At 33.3% G+C, this 18,685-nt stretch carries 15 protein-coding genes; 14 read left to right on the forward strand and 1 reads right to left on the reverse strand.

Annotation, left to right across the window (positions count from 1 at the left end):
- Window positions 1-64: 64 nt before the first annotated feature.
- The 14 genes from ruvA (at window position 65) to LPB88_RS01980 (ending at window position 17,097) form a co-directional block, all read left to right on the forward strand.
- Window positions 65-646: a Holliday junction branch migration protein RuvA gene (gene ruvA, locus LPB88_RS01915; protein WP_230712110.1), complete on the forward strand. Its 582-nt coding sequence runs from the start codon at window positions 65-67 to the stop codon at window positions 644-646.
- A 24-nt stretch (window positions 647-670) separates the two neighbouring features.
- A complete protein-coding gene (gene sprA, locus LPB88_RS01920; protein ID WP_230712111.1) occupies window positions 671-7,906 on the forward strand; it encodes a cell surface protein SprA in 7,236 nt (2,411 codons plus the stop codon).
- Window positions 7,907-7,991: 85 nt separating this feature from the next.
- A complete protein-coding gene (gene gcvH, locus LPB88_RS01925; RefSeq protein ID WP_230712112.1) occupies window positions 7,992-8,372 on the forward strand; it encodes a glycine cleavage system protein GcvH in 381 nt (126 codons plus the stop codon).
- Window positions 8,365-8,748 (forward strand): VanZ family protein, encoded by a 384-nt coding sequence (locus tag LPB88_RS01930; protein ID WP_230712113.1) that lies wholly within the window; start codon window positions 8,365-8,367, stop codon window positions 8,746-8,748. Before gcvH ends, LPB88_RS01930 begins: the two co-directional genes overlap by 8 nt.
- 114 nt (window positions 8,749-8,862) lie before the next feature.
- The gene (gene deoC / locus LPB88_RS01935; RefSeq protein WP_230712114.1) at window positions 8,863-9,606 is read left to right on the forward strand and encodes a deoxyribose-phosphate aldolase; all 744 of its coding nucleotides are present in this window, start codon (window positions 8,863-8,865) and stop codon (window positions 9,604-9,606) included.
- Window positions 9,607-11,748 (forward strand): energy transducer TonB, encoded by a 2,142-nt coding sequence (locus tag LPB88_RS01940; RefSeq protein ID WP_230712115.1) that lies wholly within the window; start codon window positions 9,607-9,609, stop codon window positions 11,746-11,748. It begins immediately after the preceding gene.
- A 159-nt stretch (window positions 11,749-11,907) separates the two neighbouring features.
- A complete protein-coding gene (cyoE, locus tag LPB88_RS01945) occupies window positions 11,908-12,810 on the forward strand; it encodes a heme o synthase (RefSeq protein ID WP_230712116.1) in 903 nt (300 codons plus the stop codon).
- A 2-nt stretch (window positions 12,811-12,812) separates the two neighbouring features.
- Entirely contained in the window at window positions 12,813-13,400 is a 588-nt protein-coding gene (locus LPB88_RS01950) for a cytochrome c oxidase subunit 3 (protein WP_099710761.1), read from the forward strand.
- A 42-nt stretch (window positions 13,401-13,442) separates the two neighbouring features.
- The gene (locus tag LPB88_RS01955) at window positions 13,443-14,423 is read left to right on the forward strand and encodes a cytochrome c oxidase subunit 3 (RefSeq protein ID WP_230712117.1); all 981 of its coding nucleotides are present in this window, start codon (window positions 13,443-13,445) and stop codon (window positions 14,421-14,423) included.
- Window positions 14,424-14,441: 18 nt separating this feature from the next.
- A complete protein-coding gene (locus tag LPB88_RS01960; RefSeq protein ID WP_230712118.1) occupies window positions 14,442-14,798 on the forward strand; it encodes a cytochrome C oxidase subunit IV family protein in 357 nt (118 codons plus the stop codon).
- A gap of 78 nt (window positions 14,799-14,876) precedes the next feature.
- Entirely contained in the window at window positions 14,877-15,518 is a 642-nt protein-coding gene (locus LPB88_RS01965) for a hypothetical protein (RefSeq protein ID WP_230712119.1), read from the forward strand.
- Window positions 15,519-15,528: 10 nt separating this feature from the next.
- Window positions 15,529-16,218 carry an SCO family protein gene (locus tag LPB88_RS01970; RefSeq protein ID WP_230712120.1) on the forward strand — a complete coding sequence of 230 codons (690 nt, stop codon included), beginning with the start codon at window positions 15,529-15,531 and terminating at the stop codon, window positions 16,216-16,218.
- A gap of 2 nt (window positions 16,219-16,220) precedes the next feature.
- A complete protein-coding gene (locus LPB88_RS01975; RefSeq protein WP_230712121.1) occupies window positions 16,221-16,802 on the forward strand; it encodes a DUF420 domain-containing protein in 582 nt (193 codons plus the stop codon).
- Complete coding sequence (locus LPB88_RS01980; protein ID WP_230712122.1) at window positions 16,795-17,097, forward strand: hypothetical protein; 303 nt, start codon at window positions 16,795-16,797, stop codon at window positions 17,095-17,097. The genes LPB88_RS01975 and LPB88_RS01980 overlap by 8 nt, the downstream gene beginning before the upstream one ends.
- A 36-nt stretch (window positions 17,098-17,133) precedes the next feature.
- Here LPB88_RS01980 and LPB88_RS01985 read toward each other — a convergent pair whose 3' ends face one another.
- Window positions 17,134-18,540: a DUF4403 family protein gene (locus LPB88_RS01985; RefSeq protein ID WP_230712123.1), complete on the reverse strand. Its 1,407-nt coding sequence runs from the start codon at window positions 18,538-18,540 to the stop codon at window positions 17,134-17,136.
- Between the last annotated feature and the right edge of the window lie 145 nt (window positions 18,541-18,685).

Here is an 18,685-nt window from a genome sequence, read left to right on the forward strand (position 1 = left end):
GGTCGAATAATATTGTCGTATTTTTATTGCATTTTTATTATATTTGACCCTAATAAATTTTACTATGATAGCACATTTGCAAGGCAGGTTAGTTGAGAAAAACCCTACTGATGTCGTAATTGATTGTGGAGGCGTTGGGTATCAGGTACATATATCGTTGCATACCTTCTCATTAATCCCTAATGCAGAGAATATAAAATTGTATACGCATCTTCAAATCAAAGAAGATGCGCATACTTTATTTGGTTTTGCAGAAAAATCAGAGCGTGAAATATTTAGAATGTTGTTATCTGTTTCCGGTATTGGAGCTAATATTGCCAGAACAATGTTATCGTCAATAGAACCAAGACAGATAATTAATGCAATTGCCTCTGGTGATGTGGGTGTTATACAATCTATTAAAGGAATTGGAAGCAAAACAGCACAAAGAGTTATACTTGATTTAAAAGAAAAAGTGTTAAAGTTGTACGATTTAGATGAAGTTTCTGTTGTACAAAACAATACAAATAGAGATGAAGCGTTATCTGCATTGGAAGTTTTAGGTTTCGTTAGAAAAACTTCTGAAAAAGTAGTCGAAAAGATTGTTAAAGAAGATCCGGAAGCTACTGTAGAAACAATCATCAAAAAAGCTTTAAAAAGCTTATAAACTCAATTTAAATAAAGGAATTGTATGCGTAAAATTTGTATTTTTTTGCTGGTTTTATTTTGCGGTAATGTTTTGCGTGCGCAAGTAAATCAAGCAATTCAAGATACAACCAAAACTCAATTTTCAGTTGGGAAAGTTGAATTAGAAGATCCTCCAAGTATACTTTCAGCTTATAAATATGATCCAATAATGGATCGATATGTTTATACCAATTCAGTTGACGGCATTTCTATTAATTATCCAATTATTTTAACGCCTAAAGAATATGAAGATTTAGTTTTAAAAGAATCCAGAAGAGATTATTTCAAAAAAAAATCAGATGCTATTGATGGTAAAAAAGTAGGCAGCGAAGCAGATAAAAAGAATTTATTACCGAGATATTATATCAATTCGAGTCTTTTCGAAAGTATTTTTGGTAGTAATACAATTGATGTAAAGCCTACAGGGTCAGTTGAAATGGATTTGGGTATTAGATACACCAAACAAGATAATCCTTCGTTTTCTCCTAGAAACAGATCAAGTTTAACATTCGATTTTGATCAAAGAATTAGTATGAGTTTAATGGGGAAAATAGGAACCCGATTAGATGTAAATGCTAATTATGATACACAATCTACATTTGCATTTCAAAATTTATTTAAGCTGGCTTACTCACCATCTGAAGACGATATCATTCAAAAAGTTGAGGTTGGTAATGTTAGCATGCCATTAAATAGTACACTTATCCGTGGGGCTCAAAGTTTATTTGGGGTTAAAACTCAGTTGCAATTTGGTAAAACAACAATCACCGGAGTTTTCTCAGAACAAAAGTCACAAACAAAGAGTATAGTTGCAGAAGGTGGTGGTACAGTTCAAAATTTTGATTTGTATGCTTTGGACTATGATAATGACAGGCACTTCTTCTTATCACAATATTTTAGAAACAAATACGATGCTTCTTTAAAAGGATATCCATTTATTGATAGTCGTGTACAGGTGACCAGAATTGAGGTTTGGGTAACCAACAAACAAAATAGAGTTAGTACAACCAGTAATAATTTACGAAACGTTATTGCGCTTCAGGATTTAGGAGAAGCACAGGCAACCGGTATTCCTGACAATCAGGTTGTAGTTGTAACTCCAACAACTGGTTTTTTTAATAATCCTGTTGATTCTCCATCAGAAAATGATAATAACAAATATGATCCTGCAGCAATTGGTCAGGCAGGTTCGTTTTTAAACTCAAATATTAGAGAAATAGTAACGGCAAAATCAGGATTCAATAACGCAAACGTAAGTGAAGGTACAGATTATTCTGTATTAGAAAATGCAAGAAAATTAAATGCAAACGAGTTTACATTTAATGCACAGTTAGGATATATCTCTTTGCAGCAACGTTTGGCAAATGATGAGATTTTGGCAGTTGCTTATGAATATACCGTTGGAGGTAAAGTTTATCAGGTAGGAGAGTTTGGTAGTGATGGAGTTGATGGAACAATAGTTACAGGAAACAATACCTCAAATCAGGCGATTATCACCCAAAGTTTGATTTTGAAAATGCTTAAGAGTAGTTTGACAAACGTACAAAATCCGGTTTGGAACCTGATGATGAAAAACGTGTATCAAATTCCTCAGGCTTATCAAATTAAGCAGGATGATTTTAGATTAAACATTCTTTACACAGATCCTTCGCCTATAAATTATATTACACCGGTTCAGGGAAGTACTTTTCCTGTAAATCCAGCACCAGATAGTAAAGTCGATCAAACACCATTATTAAATGTCTTTAATCTGGATCGATTAAATTATAATAATGATCCACAAACCGGAGGAGATGGTTTCTTTGATTATCTTCCGGGAGTAACCGTAGACGTTCAAAACGGGCGAATTATTTTTACTACTAAAGAGCCTTTTGGAGAGCTTTTGTTTAAAAAGCTACAAAATTCAGGTTCAGGAGAAAACTATGACGATCCAAACACTTACAACGTCAATCAACAGAAATACGTGTTTAGAAACATGTATCGAAACACACAATCGGGAGCTTTACAAGACAGTGATAAAAATAAATTCTTATTAAGAGGAAAATATAAATCATCAGGAAGTAACGGTATTCCAATTGGGGCGTTTAACGTACCTCAAGGTTCGGTTGTAGTAATGGCAGCTGGAAGAAGATTAGTAGAAGGAATTGATTATAGTGTGGATTATCAATTGGGAAGAGTGCAAATTTTGGATCCTTCGCTTCAGGCTTCAAATACACCAATTGAGGTTTCATTAGAAAATAATTCAATTTTTGGGCAGCAAACCCGAAGATTTATGGGATTCAATATCGAACATAAAATTTCGGACAATTTTGTTGTTGGAGGAACTTATTTAAAAATGACAGAAAGACCTTTTACTCAAAAATCGAGTTATGGTCAGGAATCTGTAAACAATACTATTTTTGGTTTTAACGGAAATTATTCAACAGAAGTTCCTTTCTTAACCAGACTGGTAAATAAATTACCTAATATGGATACTGATGTTCCATCAAATCTTTCGATACGCGGTGAGGTTGCTTTTTTAAGACCTGATGCTCCAAAAGCGAGTGATTTTGAAGGAGAAGCAACCATATATGTAGATGATTTTGAAGGTTCACAGTCTACTATAGACATGCGATCAGCTTATGCCTGGAGTTTAGCTTCTACACCATTTTTAAATTCTATAAACGACAACACTTTTAATGCTAATTCAAGTACTTTAGAATATGGTTTTAAAAGAGCAAAATTGGCATGGTATACAATTGATCCAATTTTTTATACTTCGAAACCATCAGGTATTTCAAACGATGATTTATCATTAAATACAACCAGAAGAATTTATAGCCGTGAATTATACCCAAATACAGATATTGCACAAGGGCAAATTCAGGTTATTAATACACTTGATTTAAGTTATTATCCATCAGACAGAGGACCATATAATAATAATCCGAATTTTAATACAGATCCGGCATCATCAAATTTCGGAGGAATTATGCGTTCCTTGAATTCTACCAATTTTGAGCAAGGAAACGTTGAGTATATTCAGTTTTGGGTACTTGATCCTTATGTAGGAAACGGAGAAGCGCCAACAAATAATACAGGGAAAATTTATTTCAACTTAGGAGAAGTTTCTGAAGACGTTTTAAAAGACGGAAGAAAACAATATGAAAACGGATTAGGCCCGGGTCAGGTATTGGTAAATCCACAACCGCTTTGGGGAGACGTTCCTGCATCACAATCCTTGATTTATGCATTTGATACAAACGCAGATAATCGTAAAAATCAGGATGTTGGTTTAGATGGTTTACCAAGTTCAAAAGAAGGATCTATATATAGTAATTATGCGGGAGAAGCAGATCCGGCGGCAGATGATTATACGTATTATTTGAATACAGACGGAGGAGTTTTAAATCGTTATAAAAAATACAACGGAGTCGAAGGAAACTCCGCAGTAAGTATCGATGATCCTAATCGTGGATCGACAACGTTACCGGATGTTGAAGATATTAATCGTGATAATACAATGAGTACTATAAATGCGTATTATGAATATAGTATTGATATTAAACCGGGAATGCAGGTAGGACAGAACTATATTACTGATATTCGTGATGTAAGTAATATTGAGTTGCCAAACGGATCTACAACGAATGCAAGGTGGATTCAGTTTAAAATTCCTGTTTCCCAACCTCAAAATACAATAGGTAATATTACAGATTTTAGATCTATTCGTTTTATGCGTATGTTTATGACTGGTTTTAACAACCAAATGACTGTGCGTTTTGGGGCTTTAGATTTAGTAAGAGGAGAGTGGAGAAGATATACGGGAACTCTGGATGCAAATGATACAAATCCTGATGATGATGGTACTGAATTTGATGTTTCGGCAGTGAATATTCAGGAGAACAGCACAAAATGTCCTGTGAATTATGTAATTCCACCTGGAGTTCAAAGAGAACAATTGTACAATAACAATACAATTATCAATCAAAATGAGCAAGCGTTAGCATTACGTGTTGGAGGAGCAGGTTTACAACCTCTTGATTCGAGAGCGGTTTTCAAAAATGTAAGTGTTGACATGCGTCAGTATAAAAAACTTAAAATGTTTTTGCATGCTGAATCTTTGCCAAGTGAAAGTAGCTTGTTAGATGATGAAATGGTTGGATTTATTCGTTTCGGAAATGATTTCACACAAAACTTCTATCAAGTCGAAATTCCGTTGAAAGTAACCAGAACCGGAGGATCATGTACAATAAGTCCTGATTTGGTTTGGATGGAAGATAATAATATCGATCTGGCACTGGAGTTATTGACAAGTATGAAGATTAAGGCCATGAGTATTGATCTTAATTCGGATAAGCGTGATATTAATGGTGTTTATTATCCTGATGATGATTTAGGTAGTGGTGGCGATGGTGATAGTAAATTAAAACTAGGGATCAAGGGTAATCCTAACTTTGGTTTGGTTCGAAATTTAATGGTCGGGGTGAAAAGTAGGGCAGATCATAAAGATATCAAAGGAGAAGTCTGGTTTAATGAGCTTCGTTTGGCTGATTTAGAGAACAAAGGCGGAATGGCGGCGATATTAAATATTGATACCAATATGGCAGATTTTGCTACAGTTTCGGCTACAGGTAAAAAGAGTACAATTGGTTTTGGATCTTTAGAACAAGGTGCCAATGAAAGAGATCGTGAAGATATTCAGCAGTATAATATTGTTACCAATTTAAATTTAGGTAAATTATTACCACATAAATGGGGAATTAATTTACCGTTTAATTATGCAATTGGAGAAGAGGTAATCACGCCTGAGTATGATCCTTTTAACCAAGATATAAAACTAGATCAGTTACTTAGAGAAACTACAGATCAGGCTGAAAAAGATAATATTAGAACTCGTGCTGTTGATTATACCAAACGTAGAAGTATTAACTTTATCGGAGTAAAAAAAGACAGGGCACCAGAGCAAAAACCACATATTTATGATGTCGAGAACTTAACGTTATCGCAATCATATAATGAGGTTAATCGTCATGATTATGAAGTAGAAGCTTATCAGGATCAACAATCTAATTCAGCTGTAAATTATGCCTACACTTTTCAACCGAAAGAAGTAGTGCCTTTTAAGACAACCAAATTCATGAAAAAAAGTGAGTATTGGAAAATTTTAAGCGATTTCAATTTTAACTATTTGCCTTCTAATATTACTTTTAATACCAATATTTTAAGACAAAGTAACCGTCAGCAATTTAGACAAGTTGATGTTGAAGGGATAGGTCTTGATCCGCTTTACAGACGAAATTTTGCGTTTAACTATCAATATGGTTTTGGGTATAATCTAACAAAATCATTAAAAATAAATTATACGGCAGCATCAAATAATATTGTTAAAAATTATTTGAATGATGATAATTCGCCAAAGGAAAATTTCAATATTTGGGATGATTACTTGGATATTGGTACACCAAATCAACATATTCAACAATTAGTATTGAATTATGAAATACCAATTAATAAGATTCCTGTTTTTAGTTTCGTAAAGGCAAGTTATTCATACACGGCTGATTATAGTTGGCAGCGTTCGTCAACAGCTTTCTCTGATCATCAAGTAGAGAATCCGGATGGAACAATAACGACCTATGATTTAGGAAATACTATTCAGAATGCAAATTCTAATACATTGACGACGACTCTTAACATGAATATGCTGTACAAGTATTTAGGTCTGACGCCTGGAACTAAGTCTGGAGCAAAACCTAAGACAGCGGCGCCTCCAAAACCTGGAGAAAAAATTGTAAACACGGCAAAACCAGTTGTAAGTAATAGTCCTTTTTATGATGGTCTGATTGGAGTTTTAACCAGTGTGAAAAATATTCAGGTAAATTATACTAAAAATAGCGGAACTGTTCTTCCAGGATACACACCAAGCGTTGGTTTCTTTGGAACTTCAAGACCAACATTAGGTTTTGTTTTTGGAAGTCAGGACGATATACGTTACGAAGCTGCTAAAAACGGATGGTTGACAGACTATCAGGATTTCAATCAAAACTTTACTCAGGTAACGAATAAACTTTTGAAAATAACAGCGAACATTGATTTACTGCCAGATTTAAAAATCGATTTGGCAATGGATCGCGCTTATTCTCAAAATACGTCAGAGCAATATAGTGTTGACCCATCTAGTGGAGAATATCTGCCATTGTCACCATATACTTATGGAATGTTTTCAATTTCGACTGTGTTAATAAAAACAGCTTTTTCTAAAAGCGATGAAACACAATCGGCGGCATTTGATGATTTTAGAAACAATCGTTTGATTATTGCAAATCGTCTTGCTGAAGATCGTTATGGATCGAACCCAATACCAAGATATGATGTAAATGATATCCCGCCGCCGCCGGTAGATCCAACGGTAGAAGATCCATTTAAAAAGCAAAGAGAGATTTATGCGTCAAATCAAGGGTATCCAATTGGTTTTGGTAAAAGTAATCAGGCTGTATTGTTGCCAGCTTTTCTTGCTGCTTATACCGGAAGCGATGCTTCAAATGTTTCAACCGGAATATTTAGAAGTTTCCCTATTCCAAACTGGAGTATCAAGTATAATGGTTTAATGCGTTACAAGTTTTTCAAAGATAAATTCAAACGTTTTTCATTGCAAAATAATTATAGAGCGTCTTATACAATAAATCAGTTTAGATCTAATTTTGATTACACAGAAAATCCGGACGGACAAGATATAAATACAAATTTCTATAATAAAACAATCATGTCAAATGTCAATTTGGTAGAGCAGTTTAGTCCGCTTATACGTGTTGATTTTGAGTTGAAAAGCTCTTTGCGTATTCTTACTGAAATTAAAAAAGACAGAGCGTTATCTATGAGTTTTGATAATAACTTGTTGACAGAAGTTAAAGGATTAGAGTATGTTGTGGGAGTAGGATATCGTTTTAAAGATGTTATTTTCTCATCTAGGCTTGCAGATAGTCCAACAGGAATTATCAAAAGTGATATCAATATAAAAGCTGATTTTTCTTTTAGAAACAATGAAACATTAGTACGTTATTTAGATTATGATAATAATCAACTGGCTGCAGGTCAGAATATTTGGTCATTAAAAGTGACTGCTGATTATGCGTTTAGTAAAAACCTGACGGCAATATTTTATTATGATCATTCGTTCTCTAAAGCAGTTATATCGACATCATTCCCGTTAACGAATATTAGATCGGGATTCACACTTAGGTATAATTTCGGAAATTAATTTTTAGTTTCTAAACCAGATTTCTTAGAAGATTATTACATTTGTGGCTTAATTACTAAATTATCAATTTTCAAACAACACAATTATGAGCATACCAGCAAATTTAAAGTACACAAAAGATCACGAATGGGTTAGCATCGAAGGAGATGTTGCAACTGTAGGAATTACTCATTTTGCACAAAAAGAGTTAGGGGATATCGTGTATGTTGAAGTAGAAACTTTGGATCAAACACTTGATAAAGATGAGGTTTTTGGAACAGTTGAAGCTGTAAAAACAGTATCTGATTTATTTTTACCGCTAACAGGAGAAATTATTGCTTTTAATGATAGCTTAGAAAGTGCTCCTGAAACTGTAAATTCTGATCCTTACGGAGCTGGATGGATGATTAAAATAAAAATTGCTGATGCATCAGAAGTAGATTCTTTATTGTCTGCTGAAGCTTATACACAACTTATCGGTGCCTAAACAATTATTATTAATCTGGGCAATTATTTGTTCAGGGATTATTGCTTATTTCTGCTTGACTGATTCAAGTAATATTCCTGCAATAAATTTTCCGAGTATTGATAAAATTGTACATTTTTGTTTTCATTTCGGATTTACAATTTCCTGGATTGTTTTTTTTAAGAAAGAGCTTAAAGGAAGAGATGCAGATGATTATAAAGCATATTTAGTCTCGTTTATATTTTCTGTTTTTTTTGGAATTACAATCGAGATTTTACAAAGTGTGCTTACGACAACAAGAGCATCAGATGTGTCAGATATTTTAGCAAATGCACTTGGTGCAACTATAGCAGTATTTACCGCAATAGCTTTCAAGAAGCAATTAGATAAAATATAAGAATATAACTACCCACTTCGGTGGGTTTTTTATTGTCTAAAAATCAGGCTTTACAAAGAGTTTTTTTTGAATTTAAAATGTATTTTTGTCCCAATTCAATATAATTTCAAAATTATGAATGTCAAGCAATATTTAGATTCGACTTATTTAAAAACTGCCTCTCAAGCCAGACTTACAGAAGCAGAAAATAAAGCCGTGGTTAAAGATGCAATTGCTGAGGCAATTCTCGAAGGTTTTAAGCTAATTATGATTCGGCCTGAATATGTTGCTTTAGCCAAAGAAATGATTTTGAAAGCCAATTCAACTTTGCAGGTTGGTACCGTTATCGATTTTCCGGAAGGAAAATCAAGTATTGAGACTAAGATCAAAGAAGCAAATGAAGCAATTGAAAATGGGGCAGACGATTTAGATTTTGTCTGCAATTATGAGGCTTTTAAAAGAGGAGATACTGTCTTATTAAAACAAGAGATTTTACTGGGTACACAAATTGGTTTAGCCCACAATAAAACTGTCAAATGGATTATTGAAGTTGCTGCTTTGACAGATAAAGAGATTATTCAGCTTTCAACATTGATAAAGAATGTTGTAATGACAAACTTTAAAGAAGAGAATTACGGTTCTGTTTTTGTGAAATCATCGACAGGTTTCTTTAAAACAAAGGATGATGCTCCAAACGGTGCGACTATTCCAACTATTATTATGATGTTAGAAAATGCATCGCCTTTGCAGATAAAAGCTGCCGGAGGAGTTAGATCTTATGATGATGCAATAGAAATGATTCGTTTAGGTGTTAAACGCATCGGAACTTCGGCTGCAAAAGCAATTGCTAGCGGACAAAATACCCCAAATCAATATTAAATGAAAACCAAAATTTACGTGAATAAGATTTCTTTATCTTTTATTTTTACATTTTCTGTCTTATTTGCTTTTTCCCAAGAGAATAATAATTCATCTATTAAGCCTGGTTTTACGGCAGAACAATTTCCTGTTTTTCCAAATTGTGAAAATTTAGAAGCGAAAAAATTAGAAAATTGTTTTTATAAAGAAGTTCAGGATTTTGTATACCACAATTTTGAAGTGCCTGAAAAATTAAAGCAAAATAATTATAAAGGAGAAGTAAAAGTACTTTTTGAAGTCGATGCTAATGGCGAGTTCAAAGTAATTTATGTTAATGCTGTAAATGAGGAATTATCAGAAGAAGCAAAACGCGTTTTTGGTAAATTTCCGAAGATAAAACCTTCAACATATAACGGAAAACCAACTTATTCGAAATATACAATTTCAATTGATGTGCCATTAAAAACTGCAGATCAAATTGCTGCCGAAGCTTTGGCTGCAGCCGAAATTTTAAAACCTGTTGAAAAACCAATGACAGAATTGGATAGTATTGTGTATAAAAAGTACAATAATCCGGAATTCGAAAGTCATTTAAATATTCCATTTTCTCATAGTTATTATGCGCAATTTGATGGCGCTATGAATCAGGTTGGAACTAACAATCATACCGCTTCAAAACCATATTCTTATGCAGAAGTTTCGAAATATTATAATTTAAAAGCAGTAAATGAATCGCTTCAAAAGAATGTTTCGACCTGGTTGGGGAGAAAATTTTGGAATGAAAATTTAGTACAAATTCAAGGTGAAGATTATTGGCTGGCATTAAATCCTATTCTTGATTTGCAAATGGGTAAAGCCTCAGATCTTGATGCTTCTTATACTTATGTGAATACTAGAGCGTTAAATTTTAGAGGAGGTTTAGGTAAGCAAATTACTTTTACAACCACAGTTTTTGAAAGTCAGGGAAGATTTGCGGGTTATTTTAATGATTATGCAGAGACATTAAAACCTTCAGGAGGAAATCCGGCAATTATTCCGGGAATAGGAATTGCAAAACGATTTAAAACTGATGCTTATGATTTTCCTTTAGCGGAAGCTAATATTACATTCGTTCCAAGTAAGTTTTTTGATTTTCAATTAGGTTACGGACGCAATTTTATTGGAGACGGTTATCGTTCATTACTTGAAAGCGACGGAGCGAGTCCATATCCATATTTTAAAATCAATACTACTTTCTGGAAGATAAAGTATACAAATACTTATATGTGGCTTAAGGATGTTCGTCCTGATGTTACTTTAGAAAAAACATATGCCACAAAATTCATGGCGAATCATTATTTGAGCTGGAATGTTTCGAATAAATTGAATTTAGGATTTTTTGAATCTGTAGTTTGGACAGATACGAATAACAGAGGTTTTGATGTCAACTTTGTAAACCCGATTATTTTTTATCGAACAGTAGAATTTGCTTCATCTTCAAAAAGTGGTAATGCGCTTTTAGGATTTACAGGTAAATACAAGTGGAATAATAATGTTAATTTATACGGTCAGTTTTTACTGGATGAATTTTCAGTTGGAGACATGGCAAAAGGAGAGCAGAGTTGGAAGAACAAATTTGGTTACCAATTAGGGGCAAAATATTTCAATGCTTTTAAAGTAAAAGATTTGTTGTTGCAATTAGAGTACAACCATGTGCGTCCTTATGTGTATTCGCATAGCGCAGTTATTACCAATTACGGGCATAACAATCAAAGTATTGGACACCAGTGGGGAGGTAATTTTGAGGAACTTGTTGCAATTGGACGTTACCACAAAGGGCGTTATTATGCTGATGGAAAAATAACAATTGGAACGCGTGGTCTGGATTTTGACACTGCAACAGATAGTAATAATTATGGAGGAAATATCTATAAGAGTTACGATGTAAAACGCCCTTATGATACAGGAGTAAAAGTAGGTCAGGGAAATAAAACGAGCGTTTTTATCGCGGACTTTCAAGGTGGATACGTAATTAATCCAATGACAAATCTAAAATTGTTTGGAAGTTTAATTTATAGAAACTTTGATCCAACACAGGAAACGGCTACTACTTTTAAGCAAAACACCACTTGGTTTAGCATCGGATTACGTTCTGATGTCTTTAATTGGTATTTTGATTACTAGTATTTTTAATAAGATTTTTCGAAATAATTGTGTTAAAGATTTGCAAGTCCTTATTTTGTAAAGGTTTTATTGAAAAAAATCTAATTTTATAGGTCAGGATTCTACAATCTAATTTGTACATTTGCACCACTCAAAAAAAACATACAAATAAATACCGTATTGAACGCTACTAAAAATACATTTTCAATAAAATCAACATTTAACGATTTCAAAGAGATAACAAAGGCTGGTTTAGCTATTAGCGTGTTGTTTTCTTCCATTGCGGGATATTTATTAGGTGTTAATGATGCACATCCTTTTAAATGGAGTGTTTTAATTGTTTTGATGATTGGAGGTTATTGCATGGTTGGAGCATCAAATGCTTTTAATCAGGTAATCGAAAAAGATATCGATTCATTAATGGATCGTACTAAGAATCGTCCCGTTCCTTCAGGACGTATGTCGCCAAGAGTAGCTTTGTTTGTAGCAAGTTTGCTTACTATAATAGGTATTGCATTGTTGTATACAATCAATGCAAAGTCAGCCATGTTTGCTGCGATTTCAATATTTTTATATACAAGTATTTATACACCTTTAAAAACAGTAACTTCGTTATCGGTTTTTGTGGGTGCATTTCCAGGTGCAATTCCGTTTATGTTAGGCTGGGTTGCGGCAACAGGAGAATTTGGTATTGAAGCAGGGACTTTGTTTTTGATTCAGTTTTTTTGGCAATTTCCACATTTTTGGGCAATTGGCTGGTTTTTGTACGAAGATTATGAAAAAGCTGGGATCTTTATGCTTCCAACAGGAAAAAAAGATAAAGGAACTGCGTTGCAGATTATTTTATATACAGTTTGGCTTATTATAGCCTCACTATTGCCGGTTTTAGGATATACAGGGCAATTGTTTATTTCGCCAATCGCTGCAGTTTTAGTCTTTTTATTAGGGCTTTGGATGTTGTTTTACGCTGTGCGTTTGTATCAGTTGCGAACAGCAAAAGCAGCAAGAACATTAATGCTGGTAAGTGTTTCGTATATCTCGTTACTGCAAATAATATATATAGTAGATAAATTTTTAAGATAGTTATGGAAATGACAATGACAAAAGGTGAGGAGCAAGTAAGGAGCGCAAAATCGGCAAAACTGATTTTGTTATTCGCAATGGTGAGTATGACAATGATGTTTGCCGGACTTACAAGTGCATTTGTGGTAAGTAAATCAAGAGCTGATTGGTTGAAGAATTTTGAATTACCAACAGCGTTTTTTTATAGTACAGCGGTAATTATAGGCTGTAGCGTTACTTTTTACCTTGCTAAAAAAGCAATTCAAAAAGACAATAGAAGCGCAACTACAGCATTGCTTTTAGGAACATTGGCTTTAGGAATTTTATTTGTGGTTTTGCAATTTGTGGGTTTTGGACAAATCGTAAAAAGCGGGTATTATTTCACTGGAGAAGGTAGCTCAATTACTACAACTTTTTTATATGTAGTAACGGTAACACACTTGTTGCACTTGGCTGGAGGATTAATTTCACTTTTAATTATAATTTATAATCATTTTAAACAAAAATACAATTCGACTCAAACTCTTGGTATAGAACTAGGTGCGATGTATTGGCACTTTTTGGATTTATTATGGGTATATTTATTTTTATTTTTATATTTCTTTAAATAAGAAAAAAACGTAAATTTGGGAACTTTTTAACGAATATCTTTTATGGAAGCGACAGTTACTACTGCAAATAACGAAGAAAAAACTTGGGGAGGCGGCAATGAGCCATTAGGAGCAAGTTATGGTAAAATGATGATGTGGTTTTTTATCGTATCAGATGCCTTGACATTCTCTGGATTCCTGGCAGCCTATGGTTTTTCTAGATTTAAATTTATTGAAACCTGGCCTTTGGCTGATGAAGTGTTTACTCACTTCCCATTTATGCATGGTGTTTCGGCTCCAATGTACTATGTGGCCTTAATGACTTTTATTTTAATTTTCTCATCTGTAACAATGGTTTTGGCTGTTGATGCAGGTCACCAATTGAAAAAAACAAAAGTTGCAATCTACATGTTCTTAACTATTATTGGAGGTTTAATTTTCGTTGGCTCTCAAGCTTGGGAATGGAAAAACTTTATAAAAGGTGAATATGGAGCGGTTGAAACAGCAGGTGGAAGTTTGTTGCAGTTTGTTGATAAAGATGGTAAAAGAGTTGCTCTTGAAGAGTTTGCTGTAAAATTACCTGCACAACCAGAAGAACTTACAAGAGCTAAAGGAAAATGGTTTATGGAAAGTGCTGAAACAATACCAACATATTCTGTTGCTGAAGTTCAGGCAGGTTTTAAAGCACATCCTGAATTATTAGTAAGAACTGAACAGCTTACTGAGAAAAAGAAGAAAACAGTATTGACAAGAGCAGAATCTGAGTCTCGTTTAAGTACTGCAAAATATGTTGTTGAAGGAGCTAACTTAACTAGAAACGAATACGGAAGTAAATTATTTGCTGATTTCTTCTTCTTCATTACAGGATTCCACGGATTCCACGTATTTTCTGGAGTTATCATTAATATCATTATTTTCTTTAATGTGTTGTTAGGAACTTACGAAAAAAGAAAAAGCTACGAAATGGTAGAGAAAGTTGGTCTATACTGGCACTTTGTCGATTTAGTTTGGGTATTCGTATTTACAGTTTTCTACTTAGTTTAATTTTTAAGATTTATCATTATGTCACACGATCACGAATACGTATCAAATACAAGAAGAATCTGGTTTGTTTTTGGATTGCTATCAGTTGTAACAACAGTTGAAGTTTTCCTTGGAATCGTTAAACCAGGATTTTTAGAATTTAATCATTTTGTAGGTTTGAATTTGTTGAACTGGATATTTTATATCTTAACAATATTCAAAGCATATTATATAGTATGGGCATTTATGCACATGGAAGGTGAAAAAAGCAGCCTTAGATGGTCTGTTGTATCACCAGTTATTTTCCTAGTTTTATATTTATTGTTTATTCTGTTGACAGAAGGACATTATATTTATGGGGTTTTTAAAGATTCTACTATTAAATGGAATTTTTAACATGATATTAATTCGAAAAGAGGCTCCGTTTAACGGAGCTTTTTTTATTTTTGTACCTCAATAACTTCTGTTAATACAATGAAAAAAAATATAGTTCTCTTTGTACTTTTTGTTTTGCCAATTGTAGCGTATTTGTTTTTTGCTTCAGGTGTAAATAGTTTTACTAAACTTCCAACAATAACTCCTAAGATTGCCGATTTTGGTAATTGGAAATCTCTTAAAGGAGAAAAAGTAACTTTAAATAATAAAATCACTATTCTTGGTTTTTCCGGTTCTGAAATTTTAAAAAACAGAGGGAATTTTTTCAACTTAAATGAAAAAATTTACCAGCGTTATAATGGTTTCAAAGATTTGCAGTTTGTAGTGGTTTGCCCATTAGGAACCGAAAAGGATGCTCAGAAAATTGAAGAATCATTAGGTGCTTTTACAGATGTGTCAGGCTGGCATTTTATTTTTGCTTCCCCAGATGAAATTAAAACGTTTTATGATCAGCTTCATTTAAAAGGTAAGCTGGATAAGGATCTTGGAACGCCAAATGTTTATATCGTTGATAAAGAACGAAATTTAAGAGGAAGAAAAGACAAAGAGGAATACAAGGAAGGTTATAATACTTTTCATCCTTCTGAGTTGAGCAACGAAATGCTAGATGACTTCAAAATCATTTTGTATGAATATCGTGCAGCTCTTAAAAAGAATCACAACGCAACAAAAGAACTTTAATCTTTATATCATGTTTAAAAATAAATCATATATCGGAATTTCGTTTATTATTTTAATCTTTGGAATTTATGCTGTGCCGAAAATCGTGGACAGAATAAAAAATGGTGAAGTGGTAAAAGGAAATCGTTTGGATAATGTAGGTTTGAAAACTTCAAAATCTGATGCCAAGCTATTAACAATTGGGCCTGCTCCTAAGTTTGAATTGACAAATCAGGATAATGCTAAAATTTCAAACGAAAGCTACAAAGGAAAAGTTTATGTTTTAGAATTTTTCTTTACTACGTGTCCATCAATTTGTCCGAAGATGAATTTAAGTATGTTAGAAATTGAGAAAACATTCTTTGGGAATCCTAATTTCGGAATTGTTTCTATAACCATTGATCCTGCTCATGATACGCCACAAGTTTTAAAAGATCATGCTAAGCTTTTAGGTGTGAAGTCTTCAAGCTGGAATTTCCTTACGGGAGATAAAGCAACAATTATGAATTTGTCAAACAAAGGTTTTAATCTATATGCAGGTGAAAATGAGAAAGTAAATGGTGGTTTTGAGCACTCAGGTTTATTTGCATTAATTGATAAAGATGGAAATATTCGTTGTAGAAAAGATGATTTTGGAAATCCAATTTTATACTATGACGGACTTGATAAAAAAGGGGTTAGAGACATTCAGGAAGATATTAAAATATTATTAGAAGAATAAAAATGGAAGATAATTCATTAGAAAAAAGGTTTAGCAAGTTTATTGTAGCTGTTTCAATTGTAATTCCGGTTGTCGTTGGAATTTTATTTGGAATCAAATTAAAAGATTTTGGAATTGCTGTTGAGCCACTTTCGTTTTTGCCGCCAATTTATGCCACAACAAACGGTGTTACAGCACTAGTTTTGATTTGGGCAGTAATTGCTATTAAAAACGGGAAACGTGAGTTGCATGAGCGCTTAATGACTTTTGCGATTGGTCTTTCGGTTGCTTTTTTAGTAATGTATGTTGCATATCACATGACGGCTGATTCTACTAAATTTGGAGATTTAAATCATGATGGAACTCTTGATTTGATAGAAACAACAAGAATAGGTGCACTTCGTTATGTGTACTTCTTTATTTTAATAACCCATATTTTATTGTCTATTGTAATTATTCCTTTAGTATTAATTACTTACGTGAGAGCTCTTGCAAAACGATTTGACAGACATAAAAAAATTGCTAAAATAACTTTCCCGCTTTGGTTATACGTTGCGGTAACTGGTGTTGTAGTTTACTTAATGATTGCTCCTTATTATGCTTAAAATGGAAAATAGAATAAAGAATAAAGAAAATAGATTGGAAAATGTAGAAAATAATATAATGAGAAGTTCATCGACTAAATATATCTATATTCTTTTCTCTATATTCTTTTCTCTTGCAGCTAACGCCCAATGTGCGATGTGCCGTGCGGTGCTTGCTGGTGATTCGAATGTAAAAAAAGCCGAAGCAGTAAATAACGGAATCGTTTATTTGATGGTAATTCCTTATTTACTTGTTGCAATAATTGGAGTTCTGATTTATAGAATGTACCAATCTAAAAAGAAAAAGGCAGAATAATTATTCTGCCTTTTTCTTTTTTAATCACAATGTGTCTTATTTCAGTCCGTCAACAGAGACATTTACCGTTCCGTTTATTTTGATAAAAGCAATTATGGCTTGATTCGTTAATTGAATTTTATCAAACTGAATATCTTCCATTTTTCCATTTACAAATACACCAGGCATCGGAGAGTAGTTTTTAAGATAAGCTGCGATGTTCTTTTTACCATCTTCCAGATTTGGTTGAATAGAATAACGGCAACTTTCTTCCATTTTTCTTAAAATATATCCCTGACCCAACCAACTTGCGGTTCTCATTAGTTTGCTTTTGGTGTCTAGAACATAATCTAGTTTTTCGAAATAGATTTCTTTAGTCTTTGGATTGTATGACGGAAATCCGTTTAAATAAATGGTTCCGTTTACAGATCCTAAAACGTCCAGCGCAATGACCATTTTTCCGTCTTTGTGCCAAATAGCGACATTTTTAACGGTTACTTTTTTGCTTCCTGAGCCAAATTCCTGACCAGCAAAATTCTTGGTCATTATTTGTGAAGCATCAAGATAAGTTGAAATTGCAGCAATATTAGCAGAGATTTGATTTGGAATCTTAGCAACAGGTTTTAAAGCTATTTTATTGGCACTGAATCTTGATTCGGGTTGTTTGCCAATAATGGTTTCCATGTTGCATTTCATTCCCATATCTAACAAAAATAAATCATTTTTTAGTTTTGCATTAGTCGAATAGATTTCGACAGGAACAATTCTTAACCAGGTTTCATAAGTGTCACTCATCTGAAAAGGAGTGCATACTTTCTCTAAAGCCGATAAAACATTCGGTTTAAAATCCATTGATTTTTCTATAGCAGTATCTATACTTTTTTCGATTTTCGATTTAAAGATTGAAATAGCCGGATTTACCAAATAAGTTATTGGCATGCTTTTTCCAAAAACAAGCATCGTCGGGCTTTCGTTCCAATCAAGAGACTTGAATTCGGTTTTAGTGTTTAATTTCCAATTCGTCAATGCCACTTCGCTTGATAAAGTGATAATTCCGTTTAGGTTAAATTCACGAGTATCGTAAAGTTCAACTCCTAGTTTTTTAGTTCCAATTCTGTACTTGATCGTTGCTTTTAACGGTAGAATTGTTTTGATTTTTTTATCCGGATTTGCCGGATCATTCTGGATTTTTATCGGAGCCTGTTTCCAGATCTTCATTTCGATATCATCATCTTCAATGTTGTTATCCTCATAAATTAAACCGTTCAATAATGAGTTGGTCTGGCTCTCAATATCATTGAGTTTTACCGTTATTGGCAGGTTTATAAATGAAGGATTTGCATCATAAACCAACGGACTTGCATCATCTGGTTCGGGTTTTAACGTTTCTAATTTTTGAGATGTAGAGCAGCTAACAAGTACGGCAAGTACTGTAGACAAAGAGAGAATTGAAAAAAACTTCATAGTTAAGATTTTTTTGAGTGATGCAAAATTAAGAAAACAATTAAATTATATTAAAAAAGTGTAACATTTGATAATGAATAGAGTCTTATCTAAGTAGCAAAACGAAATTATTAACGTTTTCTTACCATAAATTACTTAATAAAAA

Origin of the sequence: Flavobacterium sp. JAS (assembly GCF_020991455.1) — a bacterium.
Classification (GTDB): domain Bacteria; phylum Bacteroidota; class Bacteroidia; order Flavobacteriales; family Flavobacteriaceae; genus Flavobacterium.